General features: G+C 65.3%; 14 protein-coding genes. 8 read left to right on the top strand and 6 right to left on the bottom strand.

From position 1 onward, the window contains the following. Positions 1 to 21: 21 nt before the first annotated feature. Positions 22 to 543 carry a MarR family winged helix-turn-helix transcriptional regulator gene (locus ACQP2O_RS31690; RefSeq protein ID WP_433171427.1) on the bottom strand — a complete coding sequence of 174 codons (522 nt, stop codon included), beginning with the start codon at positions 541 to 543 and terminating at the stop codon, positions 22 to 24. Between the two features lie 243 nt (positions 544 to 786). Between ACQP2O_RS31690 and ACQP2O_RS31685 the strand changes: the two genes are divergently transcribed. Both ACQP2O_RS31685 and ACQP2O_RS31680 read left to right on the top strand, forming a co-directional pair. After that, on the top strand, positions 787 to 1,845 hold the full coding sequence (locus ACQP2O_RS31685) for an alkene reductase (protein ID WP_433171425.1): 1,059 nt from the start codon (positions 787 to 789) through the stop codon (positions 1,843 to 1,845). 98 nt (positions 1,846 to 1,943) lie between these two features. Continuing rightward, on the top strand, positions 1,944 to 2,312 hold the full coding sequence (locus ACQP2O_RS31680; RefSeq protein WP_433171423.1) for a PPOX class F420-dependent oxidoreductase: 369 nt from the start codon (positions 1,944 to 1,946) through the stop codon (positions 2,310 to 2,312). Positions 2,313 to 2,383: 71 nt separating this feature from the next. Here the strand turns inward: ACQP2O_RS31680 and ACQP2O_RS31675 are convergent, their stop codons facing one another. From ACQP2O_RS31675 to ACQP2O_RS31655, 5 genes are all read right to left on the bottom strand, one after another. Continuing rightward, on the bottom strand, positions 2,384 to 2,839 hold the full coding sequence (locus tag ACQP2O_RS31675; RefSeq protein ID WP_433171421.1) for a nitroreductase/quinone reductase family protein: 456 nt from the start codon (positions 2,837 to 2,839) through the stop codon (positions 2,384 to 2,386). 214 nt (positions 2,840 to 3,053) lie between these two features. Next, positions 3,054 to 4,166: an ABC transporter permease gene (locus ACQP2O_RS31670; protein ID WP_433171419.1), complete on the bottom strand. Its 1,113-nt coding sequence runs from the start codon at positions 4,164 to 4,166 to the stop codon at positions 3,054 to 3,056. A 13-nt stretch (positions 4,167 to 4,179) separates the two neighbouring features. Beyond that, positions 4,180 to 5,676 carry a sugar ABC transporter ATP-binding protein gene (locus tag ACQP2O_RS31665; protein WP_433171417.1) on the bottom strand — a complete coding sequence of 499 codons (1,497 nt, stop codon included), beginning with the start codon at positions 5,674 to 5,676 and terminating at the stop codon, positions 4,180 to 4,182. An 88-nt stretch (positions 5,677 to 5,764) separates the two neighbouring features. Next, on the bottom strand, positions 5,765 to 6,877 hold the full coding sequence (locus ACQP2O_RS31660) for a sugar ABC transporter substrate-binding protein (protein WP_433171415.1): 1,113 nt from the start codon (positions 6,875 to 6,877) through the stop codon (positions 5,765 to 5,767). A 631-nt stretch (positions 6,878 to 7,508) separates the two neighbouring features. Next, the gene (locus ACQP2O_RS31655; RefSeq protein ID WP_433171413.1) at positions 7,509 to 8,225 is read right to left on the bottom strand and encodes a GntR family transcriptional regulator; all 717 of its coding nucleotides are present in this window, start codon (positions 8,223 to 8,225) and stop codon (positions 7,509 to 7,511) included. Between the two features lie 158 nt (positions 8,226 to 8,383). Between ACQP2O_RS31655 and ACQP2O_RS31650 the strand changes: the two genes are divergently transcribed. From ACQP2O_RS31650 to ACQP2O_RS31625, 6 genes are all read left to right on the top strand, one after another. Further along, entirely contained in the window at positions 8,384 to 9,322 is a 939-nt protein-coding gene (locus ACQP2O_RS31650; RefSeq protein WP_433171411.1) for a VOC family protein, read from the top strand. Positions 9,323 to 9,397: 75 nt separating this feature from the next. Further along, positions 9,398 to 10,534, top strand: coding sequence for an FAD-dependent oxidoreductase (locus ACQP2O_RS31645; protein WP_433171409.1), 1,137 nt, complete (start codon positions 9,398 to 9,400; stop codon positions 10,532 to 10,534). Between the two features lie 155 nt (positions 10,535 to 10,689). Continuing rightward, entirely contained in the window at positions 10,690 to 11,724 is a 1,035-nt protein-coding gene (locus ACQP2O_RS31640; protein WP_433171407.1) for an amidohydrolase family protein, read from the top strand. A 177-nt stretch (positions 11,725 to 11,901) separates the two neighbouring features. Beyond that, positions 11,902 to 12,843 (top strand): 3-hydroxyacyl-CoA dehydrogenase family protein, encoded by a 942-nt coding sequence (locus ACQP2O_RS31635; RefSeq protein ID WP_433171405.1) that lies wholly within the window; start codon positions 11,902 to 11,904, stop codon positions 12,841 to 12,843. Continuing rightward, positions 12,840 to 13,670, top strand: a complete 831-nt coding sequence (locus ACQP2O_RS31630; protein WP_433171403.1) for a cyclase family protein — start codon at positions 12,840 to 12,842, stop codon at positions 13,668 to 13,670. Before ACQP2O_RS31635 ends, ACQP2O_RS31630 begins: the two co-directional genes overlap by 4 nt. 28 nt (positions 13,671 to 13,698) lie before the next feature. Next, positions 13,699 to 14,514 carry a 3-keto-5-aminohexanoate cleavage protein gene (locus tag ACQP2O_RS31625; RefSeq protein ID WP_433171400.1) on the top strand — a complete coding sequence of 272 codons (816 nt, stop codon included), beginning with the start codon at positions 13,699 to 13,701 and terminating at the stop codon, positions 14,512 to 14,514. Positions 14,515 to 14,522 lie beyond the last annotated feature (8 nt).

The raw sequence follows: 14,522 nt of genomic DNA, 5'->3' as shown, positions 1-14,522 counted from the left end.
AGCGCTTCGGTCCTGTGCGGATCAGTCGTGCTGGGTCGTCGCGCGGGCGAGGCTGTTCTCGATGCGGCTCAGAATCTTGATGGCCTCGGTCCGCTGCTCGGCCGTGAGCCCCTCGGCGACACTGTCCTCCAGGCCGACCCAAACGCGCTCGACCTCTTGGCGCAGGGCGTTGCCGGCGGGCGTGGGCTCCACGATCGTGACACGCCGATCGACGTCGGACGGACGGCGTCGGACGAATCCTGCGTTCTCCAGTCGCTTGATAGTGCGTGTCATGGTGGCGGCGTCGGAACCCAAGAGGCGGACGAGGTCTGTCTGGCGCTGGGGGCCGCGCTTCCACAGATGCATCATGACCAGCTCCTGGCTGGGATGGAGGTCCACGCGACGTAGAAGTTGGCCGACCAGCATCCGGTGCAAACGGGCTACACGGAAGATCGCATGGCTGATCGGGCAGGCCGCGGCCGAAGCCGGCCGCGGATCGCTCGCCGACGACGTGCCGCCCGCTGTCGCCGACCCTGTGGGGTCTGGGGTCTCCGGCGGACTCATTTGTTTCTCGCTGCATCGAAGTTGCCTAAACAGGTAAATCGTATCGTGTGGACGGGGCGCGCGGCAGTGTGAGGAGTGCCTGCTGGCTTTCACCATGACGAACGTCCGGTGACGTGGATCACAGTATCAACCGGAATGAGCTCGGGGGATTTAGCTGTTCGGGCAGGCAATGGCGTGATGAGCGCCGGCCTGTCAGGGCCGCCGTGCGTGCGGCGGCCTGCTCCCGGAACAAGGAATGTGATCATGTCGACGGCCTTTGAGTCCTACGACCTCTCCGGCACGAACCTGTCGAACCGCATCGTGATGGCCCCGATGACCCGCAGTCGTGCCTACGGTCCCGGCCAGTCTGCGACCGAGCTGATGGCCGAGTACTACGCGCAGCGGGCGAGCGCCGGCCTGATCGTGACGGAGGGCACGCAGCCGTCGGTGATCGGCCAGGGCTACCCGGACACGCCAGGCATCCACTCCGCTGAGCAGGTCGCGGCCTGGCGGAAGGTGACCGACGCCGTGCACGCCAAAGGCGGTGTGATCTTCCTTCAGCTGATGCACACCGGCCGGGTCGGCCACCCTTCCCTGATGGGCCTCACCCCGGTCGGTCCCTCACCGGTCACGGCCAAGGGCCAGGTCTACACCCCCGACGGCCTCCAGGACTTCGTCACCCCGAAGGAGCTCACCGAGGCCGAGATCCTGGACACCGTCGCCGACTACGTCACGGCCGCCCGCAACGCCGTCGCGGCCGGCTTCGACGGCGTGGAATTGCACGGAGCCAACGGCTACCTCATTCACCAGTTCCTCGCCCCCAACGCCAACCAGCGCACCGACGCCTGGGGCGGCAGCCCCCAGGCCCGTATCCGCTTCGCCGTCGAGACCGCAAAGGCCGTCGCCGACGCCATCGGAGCCGACAAGACCGGCTTCCGCATCTCCCCGGCCAACCCCTACAACGACATCGCCGACGTCGAGGCCACCTACACTGCCCTCGTCGACGCTCTCGCACCGCTCAACCTGGCCTACCTGCACCAGATGGAAGCCCCCGGCGTTCGCGACCTCACCCTGCGCCTGCGCAAGGGCTGGCCCACCACCTTCATCCTCAATCCCTTCACGGGTATGGAACCCACCGGCCCGGAGGAACTGAAGCTGATCGAGGACGGCACCGCCGATCTCCTCGCCTACGGCGGCCTCTTCCTCGCCAACCCGGACCTGCCCACTCGTCTCAAGCAGGGCGGTCCCTTCAACAACCCGGACCGCGCCACCTCCTTCGGAGGCGACCACCGCGGCTTCACCGACTACCCCACCCTCAACTGACAACCGGCCGCAGGACGCGGCCGTGTGCCGCGCCCACCGGTCATCCGGTCGGGCGCGGCACACGGCCCGTCGGCGGCACCCGCATGGGGAGTGCATTCATGGCCGAGTTCTCCGTTGCGCAACGCGTATACCTATCCGAGCAGCGATTGGGTCGGCTGGCCACGGTCGACCCGACCGGGCAGCCGCAGAACAACCCCGTCATGTTCAGTCTTCAGGACGACGGAACCATCCTGATCGGTGGCCACAACATGGGGGCGTCGAAGAAGTGGCGCAACCTGCAAGCCAATCCCAAGCTGTCGTTCGTCGTCGACGACGTGGTCAGCTTCAGGCCGTGGCGGGCCCGCTTTGTCGAGATCCGCGGCACCGCCGAACTCCTGGAAGGCACCACCGTGCTCGGGGCGGGCTTCAGCTCCGAGGTGATCCGCATCCACCCTGAGAAGATCTTCAGCTTCGGGGTTGATCAGTGAACCTCATGTCAGGCGGTCGACACAGGCGCGATGACGCGGCGACCGGCGCGTCGGAGCGGGTCACCAGGGCACTAGCCGTCTTGGTCCGTCAGGTCGAGACGAAAGTATGGGACTCGGCGGCCTGACATCTGTTCGTACTTCGCGGCTTGGGGCGAGATGGCGAGCGACTCTTGTCTCTCCCGCTCGTACGCCTCGCCGGTCAGCTCATGAGCGATCATCGGGTGCCTACGTCGTCGCATCCAGACCGCCGCGACCGGCTTCGCTCGCAGGTTGGCGACCCAGTCGACCCTGGTCATTCCGCCGGCACCGCCGCCGATGTACAGCCTTCCGTCGGCGTCGAGCCGGTACACCACCGGCGTATGGCGAAGCCGACCGGTCTTGCGGCCCGTGGTCTCGAGTACGAGCACTTGCCTACGGCCGATCAGCGCGATCCAGCTGAAGCCGAGTCGGCGCAGCGAGGCGGTCTCCAGCCGGTTGGACAAACGCCAGAGCCATCGCAGGCGGTCCGCCCGGCTGGTCGTCGACATTGGGGGCCGTACCATGCCGTGCAGTGTCCCATCATGGCGGTCGTACGGAATCACAAGTCGACTTTGATCGCTGCGCCGCACGATCTGCTGCAGTCGCCGGCCTTCTTAATCGGTCGATCTTCGTGCCCGGACTGGGCCCCGACGACCTCGCTCTCACCGGCGACCTGGCCGCCGGTGAGAACGGCGCGTGAAGTCCTCTTTTGAGCTGTTCCCGCTAACGAGAACGTGCACCCGACAGGTTACGCTTCCGGTCAAAGCGTAGTAGTCGCTTGACCGCGCCGGCGCGGTGGGCGGTTCCTTGGTATTTCGCGAGACCGACAGCGAGTAGGAGGGCGATCCCGTTGAAGAGGTCGGGGATCCATATGGGCGCGCCCGCAAGCTGCAAGCCTTTTACGCCGGTGGCGAGCACGTAGACGGCCATGACGGTCCCCCAGACGTTGAAGCGTCCGCCGCGCAGCTGGGTGGAGCCGAGGAAGGCTGCGGAGAAGGCCGGCAACATGTAGGCCGGGCCGATCGTGGGATCTCCGACGCCGAGCGATGAGCTGACCAACAGACCGGAGAAAGCGGCGACGGCACCGCAGCACACGAGAGCCAGCACGATGACCGTTGATGTGCGGACACCTGCCAGCCGCGCGGCCTCAGCATTTCCACCGGTGGCGTACACGTGGCGGCCGACCGGCGTGCACTCGAGGACGTACCAGATGACCGTCGACACCCCGAGCATGAGATAGACCGGCAGCCCGAGGCCGAAGATCCGCGAAGTCCCCAGCTTCTGGAAGGAGCCGGACAGGCCGAGGATCTGTTGACTCGACGACACCCATGAGATCAGCGCCAGGAGGACGGAGCTCATCCCGAGTGTGGCGATAAAGGAGTCGATGCGCGCCTTCACAACGAGCAGTCCGTTCACCAGCCCGATCAGCGCGCCCGCGAGGATCGACAGGGCGACAGCAGCGATGACCGGGACCCCGGCCTTGACCAAGAGCCAGGCGACGAGGATTGCTCCGAACCCGAGCGTAGACCCGAACGAGAGGTCGAAGGCGCCTGCGGACAGCGCGACCACGAGTCCGACGGCGAGCATCGCCGTGACGGCTTGGCTTGTGATCAGCGCTCGCCAGGTGTTGGCGGACAAGAAGGTGTCCGGCACCCACAACGAGAAGATCGCGAAGGTAACAGCGAATACGTAGACCGCACTGATGTTACGGAATGAGAGACTGCGGACTATCCGGCCCAGAATAGGGCGTCCGCCCCGCTTGACGGCTGGCCGGGCGCTGGTGAGAGTTCCTTCATCGGCCACCGGCTTCACCTTTACCTCGCTCGTGTCGCTCACTCGCCTCTGCTCCTTATCGATCTGCTCGTGTCGGCCGGAGCGCGGCGCTGACCAGCCGCGCCTCGCTCAGATCGGGCTCGCTGATTTCGACGGCCAGTTCGCCGTCCCTCATGACCAACACGCGATCGCAGACGAGTGCGAGTTCCTTCGCATCCGAAGAAGAGATCAGGACACCTGCCCCCTCAGAGGCCGCGTCTGCGATCAGATCGAAGATGCCGGCCTTGGCCGCGACATCGACACCCTGTGTCGGCTCGTCCAGGAGTAGGACTCTGGGCCGATTGCGCAGCCATTTCGCTAGGACGACCTTTTGCTGATTCCCGCCGCTGAAGAGGGCAAGTTGCCGTTCGGATTCTGGCGGCCGGACGTTGACGCGTCGAAGCCAGCTTTGGACTTCGGCCCGCTCGCCGCGCTTGTCGAGCCGGCTGAACCGGCGTCGGAGGGATCGCAGTCGCGGAAGGGTCATGTTCTCCCGCACGCTCATACTCATGATTGCGCCGTGCCGGTGCCGATCGGCCGGGACATAGGCCATGCCTGCGGCAATTGATTCGCGTGGACCGCGGGTGGCAAGACGTCGGCCGCCAACATGCAGGTCCTCCACGGTCCCGGTGCCATGGCCGAAGAGGATTGATGCGAGCTCTTCCCGCCCCGATCCCAGCACGCCGCTTATACCGACAACCTCGCCCGCGTGGATGTCAAGGTCGAGCATGCGGATGGTGGTGCCCCGAATGGCGCGCGCCCGCAGGACGGGGTCGCCGCGTTCGGGGCGGTCGTGCTCGGTGTGTGCCGATGCCATCTCCCCAGCGATGAGCCCTACGAGTTCCTCGTGATCGAACTGGCCACGCTCGACGTCTGCGATCAGCTGACCGTCGCGCAGTGCGACGACGCGGTCAGCGAGTTCCATCACCTCGTCGAGCCGGTGGGAGATGAAGATGACCCCGGCACCGCGATCTGCGACCTCCCGCACGGCGACGAACAGTTTCTGGACCTCATCGCCGTGCAGCGACACCGTGGGCTCGTCCAGCACCAGCACGTTGGCGGAATGGTTCCAGCCATCGAGGGCGCGCGCGATCGCGATGATGGTCCGCTCGGCCGGGCTGAGCTTGGAGATCGGCCGGGTGACATCGAAGGACGCACCGAAGCCCGCGATCAGTTCCTCTGCGTGCCTTCGTTCCGCGCGGCGCGGTGCAGGCAGGAGCGAGCGATGGCGATGGGTGCGACCGAGGTCGAGGTTCTCGATGGTCGATAGATCGGCGACGAGGCCGAGATCCTGGTGAATGAAATGGAGGCTGACGTGGTTGCCGTCGGGGCCTTCGCCGAGAGTGATTTCGGAGCCAGGGTCGGGGGCATACAGCCCCGCGAGGGCCTTGACCAGCGTTGATTTCCCCGAGCCGTTCTGGCCTACGAGTGCGACGATCTCGCCCGCGCGGACACTCAGGGCAACCTCATCGAGTGCCCGTATCCCCGGAAAAGTTATCGAGAGATGGCGTATGTCGAGTAGTGGACTGCCCATCTGGTAGGCCTCTTTCCCGCGCAGCGTCAGTGGCGGTTTGGGGGAGGGAGCATTTGAGGCTTCAAGCTGCGAACTCGGTGTTCGCCGATCAAGCGCCGGTGCCCCAGAGCTTCGCGAATTTTTGTGCGAAGTCGGGGTAGCCGGTCCAGCCCTTGCTCGGGTCGAAGTTGATGTCCGTTTTAGTGAGGAATTGGTAGTCCGCGATGCCCTTGGCCTCCAGGCCGGTCAGATCCTGGCCGACCATCTCGCGCGCGGCAGCATCGACCACCGTCCAGGCGAGCACCGGGAGATCGACCGCGAGTGCTGCGGTCTCCTTGCCCTCCTTGACGTACTCGAGGTTGGTCGGCCCTGGAGACGCGCCCATCGTCTTGACCGTGATTCCAGCGGTCTGGAGTGCGGCCGGCAGACCCGTCTCGGTCTCATCGCTCGCGAACACCGCGATGGTCGTGTCGGGGTGCGTCTGCAGGTCGCTGACGATGTGGTTCGGTGCGGTGTTCCCGATGGTCGCGATCGGGATGTGGACGACGCGTACGGAACAGTTCGAGCACACGCGCGCCAGCTCTCCCTGGAATCCTCGAGTCACCTCGCTGGTGAACGAGAGTTCCGGCACGTCGTAGAAGGCCACTTTCGAGTTGCCGCCGATCTTCGCGGCCACGTAGTCGGCCATCAGCTTGCCCTCGAGTTGCGAGGCCGCCTCGGCCGCCTGCGGGTTCTTGATCCCATACCTTTGGGTGCCGAGGATTCCGGTCGTCACGACCGGAATCCTCGCGGCCTGCAGGCGCGTGAGCTGGTTGTGCCATAGCTGGGGGTCGATTCCGCCGACGATCACGGCTGCCGGCCGTGCGGCGAGGACGCTGTCGAATCCCGCGGAGACCTTGTCGGCCGCCGAGCCGACGCTGTAGCGCACCAGGTTGACTCCCATGGCCTTGCCTGCCGGCTGCAGGAGAGACCAGAGCAGACCGGAAATCGGAGTGCTGTTGTCGACCCACGCGATCGTGGCACCCTTCCTGACCTGCTTCAGAGGGTCGGTTATCGGGAACGCGCTGGGCTGGCCGACGTAGGACTTGATGGCTGCCGTCACGGCCGCTTTGTCGACCCCCGCGGACGCGGCACCGGTTGATGAACCGTCTCCACTCGGACCACCGCTGCTGCAGGCGGCCATTCCAAGTGCCAACCCGACGCTGGCGATCAGCGCGGGCACAGTGCGTCTTGCCGTTGAACGCATCCTTGCTCCTCGGTGGGTCTTAAAAAATCGTCTCTTCGCTGGGCAACCCATGTCCGTGTGGTCACTGTGGCTGGTCGCTGGTGCGGGCATGCTAGCCACTGAAGTTGGACAAAATCAAGAAAAATCTTTTTTCGATGAGATCGCCGTCGATGCCTAAGGGCGCGAGTGTGTCTCGTGGATTTTGATCTTTGGGCTGCCGACCGGGGTGGATGTCGATGAGCGTCTGAAGCGCCTGATCTGCGCGAGGAGTGGCGTTGCCGGCTCCGCGATTGCCCGTGCGACTCCGGCAGGGGGCATCGGCGGGACGATCGCCGGGCTGTGATCAATGAGGGTGGTGGCGGGAACCGGGCAGGCAGTACTGGGGGCTCCGGCCGTGCAGTACGACAACCAAGACCGTCTATGACCGCTATCGCTGCTGGTCAGCCGGTCAGTCCAGAAGGAGCGGCGGCAAGGATCCTTTGCGTCGCGGGCCGCACCGACAAAGCAGAGGTGAGGAACCGGCCGTCAGGGCCGATTCGGCGACCGCCTGTGGTACCCCACCAACACGCGGCCAGAACTCCTCATGGGCGGACAGCGGTCGGCCGCTGTCCGCGCGGTCGAGGGCGAACTACGCGACGCCCCGGTCGTCGCGCCCCTGCTCGGCATCACCGGCCGACTCCATGGCCTTGAGCAGAATCTCGGCCGTACGTTTGTAATGGCGAGACAGCAGGTAGGCCGCAAGCTCCGCGTCTCGAGTCACTGCGGCCTCCATGAGTTCGCGGTGCTCCTCGGCGATGTCTCGATCCTGCGGGCCACGGAGCATCGACCATCGCCGGTAAACGTCGGCGATGTCCGTGAGGTTGGCGGCGATTCCACACCCCTTCGGACTCCCGCTACCTGCCAGCAGCGCGGCGTGAAAGGCGGCGTGGGCCTTCAACCACTCGTCGTTGATGCGCTCGGAGTCGGCGGGATCGATCAGGGGCGTGCTGGCCAGTGTGTGATGCGCGGCCACGACGCCGGCCTCCCAGGCGGTGTCGCCGCGGGCGATCGACCAACGGATGAGCACCCGTTCGAGTTCGACTCGGACGGAGGTGAGGTCAGTGACGCGTTCGGGGGACACCGAGATCACAGCGAACCCCTGACGTGGTCGTACCTCGGCCAGTCCCTCGCCGGCCAGGCGGCTCAGGGCTTCGCGCATCGCATTCACGTTGACGTTGCGTCCCTCGCACAGCTCCTGGACCTTCAACCGCTGTCCGGGCACGAAGCGGCCGGCGAGGATCTCCGCTTTCAGTTGCTCATAGACGAGCACGGTCGCCGTCTGGCGCACTCGACGCTGCTGTTGCATGGGACGCAGCATACCAGGATCTTCGAAAAAAAATATTTTTTCTTGTAATGACCACTATCCGACTGTTAGTGTGCCGCCGTGAGCCAAGCCACCCACCGAGTGTGGTCGTCCCGGCCCGCGCTTCAGCTGCGAGCCGGTCAATGGACGGGATCAGGGCAATGAGCGAAACTGAGAACCTCGCAGTTGTGGGCCTGAGCTATGTGGCGGTGCAGACCTCCCGCCTGGACGAGTGGCTCCGTTTCGGCACCGAGCTGTTGGGCCTTGCGCCTTCGTCCCTGAAGGTGCCGAACGGGTTTGCCCTGCGCGCGGATGAGCGGATCGCGCGCTTCCTCATTCAGGACGGCGACTCACCAGAGGGAATCGCCGCGATCGGCTGGGAGGTCGCAAGCCGCCGGGAATGGGACGCGCTGCTGTCCAGGCTCGACGCGGCGAGCGTGCCGGTCGAGATCGTGACGGGAGAGGCCGCAGCAGAGCGAGGTGTCACAGCGTACGCGTCGGCCACGGACCCATCGGGCTACGCGGTGGAGTTCTGCTATGCCCCGGTCATCGAGCCCATCACTCACTTCGTGTCGCCGATCGGTGCCCGGTTCATCACTGGCGAACAAGGACTGGGGCATGTGACCCAGGTCGTGGCCAACTATGAGGAGAGCGTCGACTTTTACACCAGGATTCTGGGATTCCATGTCAGGGAGTCGATCGACCTCGCCATCCGTGCCACCTTCGCCGGATGCAATTCCCGGCAGCACTCGATCGCCCTGATCGATGGCAATGGCGTGAACGCCGACCACCACGTGATGCTCGAGGTCGATTCGATCGACGACGTCGGCCGCGCGCTCGACAAGGTCAACGACGGTGCAGCGAAGCTGACCGTGGGACTGGGCAGGCATTGGAACGACAAGATGATCTCCTTCTACATGGAGACTCCCAGTGGGTTCCAGATCGAGTACGGCTTCGGCGGGCTGCAGGTCGATCCCAAGCGATGGACTGAGGTGCGGCAGGGCGGGCGTGGCGGAGCCAGCATGTGGGGGCACGTCCCCGTGAAATCACTGCAGAGCGCCCAGGGCATGGAGGGCTTCGGCGCCGCATCGAAGACCTGAACACCGATCACGACGGAATCACCAGCTCTGGTGACTTCGGACGGACGGCCGCATCAACAAGCCAAGGAGAGACTTGTGTCCAGCCCTGCTGTGCGCCGTGTCCTCATCGTCGGTGGGGGCATCGCAGGCACTTCGCTCGCCCTCCAACTTCAACGAGCCGGGATCGAAACCGAGATTCTCGAGAAGCAGCCGGTGTGGGGCGCCACGGGTACCGGCATCACCTTGATGGGTCCGGCACTGCGCGCGCTTCAGCGGCTCGGCCTGCTCGACCGCTGCCTGGCTGAAGGTACCGGGTTCACCGAGATGACGCTGTTCACCGCCGACGGTGACTTTCTCGAAAAGGTGAAGCTTCACCAGCTCCTGGGCCCGAACTATCCCGCGATCGGCGGCATGCTGCGGCCGACACTGCATCGGATCGTGTCCGAGGCAGCGCTGGACCGCGGTGTCAAGGTCCGCACGAGTGCCAGCATCACTGCCCTGCGCCAGCATGCGAGCTGCGTGGAAGTGGACCTGACGGACGGCACCTCGGACTCCTACGACCTGGTCGTCGGTGCCGATGGCTGGCGTTCGCGAGTGCGACGGCTCCTGCTCGGGCCGCAGGACCCGGAGCCCTACTTTCTCGGACAGGCCGTTTGGCGGGTCGTCCTCGACCGGCCCGCCGCGGTGACCGGCGAGTTCCAGTTCTACGGCCCGGGGGTGAAGGCCGGCTTCACGCCGCTCGGGCCCGACCGGATGTACATGTTCCTCGTTGAGCCTGACGCAAGCCCGGTCTGCCCCGAGCCTTCGCGGCGTCCAGCGCGGATGCGTGAGCTGCTCGCCCCGTTCGGCGGTGTCGTCGCCGAGATCAGGGACACGATCACAGATCCCGAGCAAATCGACGTGCGGCCGCTGTACGCCGTGCTGCTACCCGCGCCGTGGTACCGCGGTCGCGTTCTTCTCGTCGGCGATGCGGCCCACGCCACCACCCCGCAACTTGCGATGGGAGGGGCGATCGCGCTTGAGGACTCACTCGTGCTGTCGGAGCTACTCGCTTCGGAGAGTGACCTCGAAACCGCGCTATCGACGTTCATGCGGCGGCGATTCGACCGCTGCCGCATGGTGGTCGAGAACTCCGTGCAGCTATCCGAGTGGGAGAAGAGCGCCGCGGAACATGGCGCGGACGCCGCACGCCTTCAGAACGAGAGCTTTGCCGCGCTCGCCGCAGAGATCTGACAGTCAACGAATGGGAACGGGCGCACGTGCGACTTGTGTCGAAGGCGTAGGCCTGCTCGCGAACCGAGTCGTCGAGTAGATCACCGACCGCAGCGGATAGCGCGCGACGCCGTTCCAGCACGTCAACATGGAGGAAAGGCTGTGTCATGCCACCAGTGATCAATGTCCATACGCACTTCCAGCCGGAGTCGGTGCTGCCGATCGTCGAGCCGTACGGGATCGAGATGACGGCAGGGGAGGACGGCAAGAGCTGGTACTTCCGCTCGGGTGACATCGAGTACTACCTGCCGGGGACCGGGCCCGACGGTATCAGCAAATTCTGGGGCGCTGACCTGGGTGACCAGGTGGCCGAGATGGAGGCGCACGGGATCGACATCCACGTCCTCCAACCCAGTCCGATGATCTTCAGTTACCACCTTCCGGCAGATGTTGGTGCCACGTTCTCCCGTGCCTTCAATGACGAGGTCGCCCGCCACATCGCGGAGCAGCCGGCACGGTTCTGGGGGTCGGCGCAACTGCCGATGCAAGACCTTGAGCTTGCCGCCACCGAGCTGACGCGCGCCGTCAAAGACCTTGGCATGAAGTCGTGTTCTCTGGGCTACGTTCTCAGCGAGAACAGAACCCTTGCCGATCCTGACTGTGACGAGTTCCTGTCCGTCGTCGAAGACCTCGACGTGCCTATCCTTCTTCATCCGGTGGCGCTCGGCCAGGACATCGACCTGAAGTCTGGCGGCGCCGAATGGCTCATGAAGTATGAGGTGGACTGGGCCTGGGGCTACCTCTTCGTCGAGACGGCAGCAGTAATCGGATTCATCTTCAGCGGCGCGCTTGATCGGCATCCCCGACTGCGGATAATGATTCCGCACGGAGGTGGCATGCTGCCCTACCAAGTGGGCCGCCTGGAAAACCACATGAGGGTGTTCGCTCGTGGGGCGAGCGCACTTCCAAAGTCGGTGGAAGAGTACCTGACCGCCTTTTACTTCGACACAGTCGTGCATGACCCGCGAGGACTGAGGCTGCTGATCGACGTGATGGGGGAGGACAACGTCGTCCTCGGCTCGAACTACCCGGGCTGGGACAACGCCCCGATCTGGCAGCTCATCCGGGAGCTGCCAGATCTCAGTGACACCGCCAAAGACAAGATTCTTGGGCTCAACTCGGCAACACGGCTGTTCAAAACAACCGTCTAGCCGGCGCCCTCGCGAACTTCATGAGCTTTTTGGATTTCATGTACGACGCACTCGCGAGACGTACGCCGAGCTCGACTGGGACGCAGATGAAAGACGATTACATGACCCGAACAGCACATCTGATGGCACGCATTACCGCGTGCGTGGGTTCCCGCCATCATGTCCTCTGATGGGAACGTGTCAACGAGCATTCGGCATGCCGAACCCGGGTTGACTGTCGCCGGCGTGGTGGGTGCCGGTCTGATGGGCCGCGGGATCGCCGCCGTGCTGGCTCGGCACGGGATCGAGGTCCGGCTCTTCGACATCGATGCCTCGGCCCTCGCCGCCGCGGTGGATGCTCTTGCCGCGCAAGGCCTTCCGGTCCGCGCCGTGCGCTCCCTGGATGAGGTCGCGTGGGGAGCCGACTTCGTGACCGAAGCGATCGCGGAGAACCTGACCGTGAAACAGTCGGTCTTCGCGCAGCTCGATGCCGCCGACGCCCACGCCGTGCTCGCGACGAACACCTCGGTTCTTCCCGTGACGAGCATCGCCGAGCGCACGTCGCGTCCCGACAGGGTCGTCGGCACGCACTGGTGGAACCCGCCGGACCTCATCCCGGTCGTCGAGGTCGTCCGCGGCGATCGGACGGCGGACGCGGTCGTGGACGCGACGGTCGCACGGCTGACCGCGCTGGGGAAGCTCGCCGTCCGTGTTGAGAAGGATGTCCCTGGCTTCGTCGGCAACCGCATACAACACGCGCTGTGGCGTGAAGCGATCGCACTCGTCCACGAAGGCATCTGTGATGCGCAGACGGTCGATCTCGTTGTCCGGAACACGATCGGTCTGCGGCTGGCTGAGATGGGCCCGATCCAAAATGCCGACTACGTGGGCCTCGACCTCACCCTCGCCATCCACGACGCAGTGCTGCCCGCGATCAATCGCGACCCCGGGCCGTCTCCCTTGCTGCGACGGCTTGTAGCCGCAGGGCGCCTTGGAGCCAAGACCGGAGAGGGCTTCCTCCAGTGGGGGCCTGGCGAGCGAGACGCCGCCGCGTCGCGGCTCGCCGCGCATGTCCGCACTCAACTGTCCGAACGCGCCAGGGGAGCCACCCCTCGAGCCGAGGAAAAGGAGACCGCATGAGCTACACCTGGGCGACCGGCCCGAACGAGGCCGGCCTGGAGTTCTACGACCTGTCCCACCCCTGGGGGCACGGGGTTCCAGCGTGGCCCTACTTCGAGGACGTCAAGATCGAGCGCCTCCATGGCATGGCCAAAAGCCGCGTCCTCACCCAGAAGATCACAACGGTGATGCACTCGGGTACCCACATCGACGCCCCGGGTCACGTCGTCGAGGGCACCCCCCTGCTCCACGAAATCCCGCTGCGTAATTTCTTCGGCACCGGCGTCGTTCTCGACATCCCGAAAGGAAAATGGGAGGTCATCACCGCCGACGACCTCGAGCGAGCCAGCCAGGTCACGCCAGTACGCGAGGGCGACATCGTCATCGTCAACACCGGCTGGCACAAGAAGTACGCGGACAGCGCCGAGTATTACGCCTACTCTCCGGGCTACTACAAGGAGGCCGGCGAGTGGTTCGTTTCAAAAAGGGTCAAGGCGGTCGGCGCCGATACCCAAGCGCTCGACCATCCACTCGGGACCGCGATCGGCCCGCACGGGCCCGCCGAGGAAGCCGGCGGACTCCTTCCTTGGGCGTGCCGCGAATACGAAGAGCTCACCGGCCGGTCGGTCAAGGAAGACTTCCCTGATTGGGAACCCTGCCACAACGCAATTCTCTCCCACGGCATCTACGGCTTCGAGAACATCGGCGGCGATCTCGACGCGGTTACGGGCAAGCGCGTCACCTTTGCCGCGTTTCCGTGGCGCTGGGTGGGCGGTGACGGTTGCATCGTCCGCCTGGTCGCGATCACCGACCCAACGGGTGGTTACCGAATCGAGCAGGGCCGTTGACGGCTGGTCCCGCCCAGGAGGTCATCCCATGAGCGCCATCATCACCGTCGCCCCCACCGGGCCGATCGCGACCAAGTCCGACAACCCGACCCTGCCCACCCAGCCCGACGAGATCGCCGCCGCAGTAGAGAGCGCCTATCACGTTGGCGCATCCATCGCGCACATCCATCTGCGTGACGAGCAGGACCGTCCGACCGCCGACCTGGATATCGCTCGGCGGACGATCGACCTCATCGCGCAGCGCTGCCCGATCCTCATCCAGCTGTCGACCGGGGTAGGACTGTCCGTTCCTTTCGAGGAGCGCGAGAAACTCGTCGAACTCCGGCCACGAATGGCGACGCTCAACCCCTGCAGCATGAGCTTCGGGGCGGGCGAGTTCAGCAACCCGCCGGACGGTGTCCGGCGGCTCGCGGCGAGGATGCAGGAACTCGGGGTCAAACCAGAACTCGAGATCTACGACACAGGCCACCTTGACGCGTGCCTTCGGCTGCGGGATGCGGGACTCCTCGAGGAACCGCTGCAGTTCAGTATCGTCCTCGGTGTCGTCGGCGGCGCAGCCGCGACAGCGGACAACCTCATGACGATCGTCCGGCGGCTGCCTGCGGATGCGGCCTGGCAGATCATCGCGATCGGCAAGGCCAACCTCGACCTCACGGCGATGGGCCTCGCTCTCGGCGGCAACGCGAGGGCGGGTATGGAGGACGTGCTGTACCTGCGCAAGGGCGAACCGACTCGCGGTAACGAGCCACTCGTCGCGCGTACCGTGCGGCTCGTGGAAGCCCTTGACCGGACGGTCGCCTCTGTCGCGGAAGCCGAGGCGACCCTTGGCCTGCAGTCGTACTGAGCGCAACG

This window comes from Actinoallomurus sp. CA-150999, from assembly GCF_050942425.1.
GTDB lineage: Bacteria > Actinomycetota > Actinomycetes > Streptosporangiales > Streptosporangiaceae > Actinoallomurus.
The sequence above is the reverse complement of the archived record's forward strand: the minus strand, read 5'-3'. Positions and strand labels throughout refer to the sequence as shown.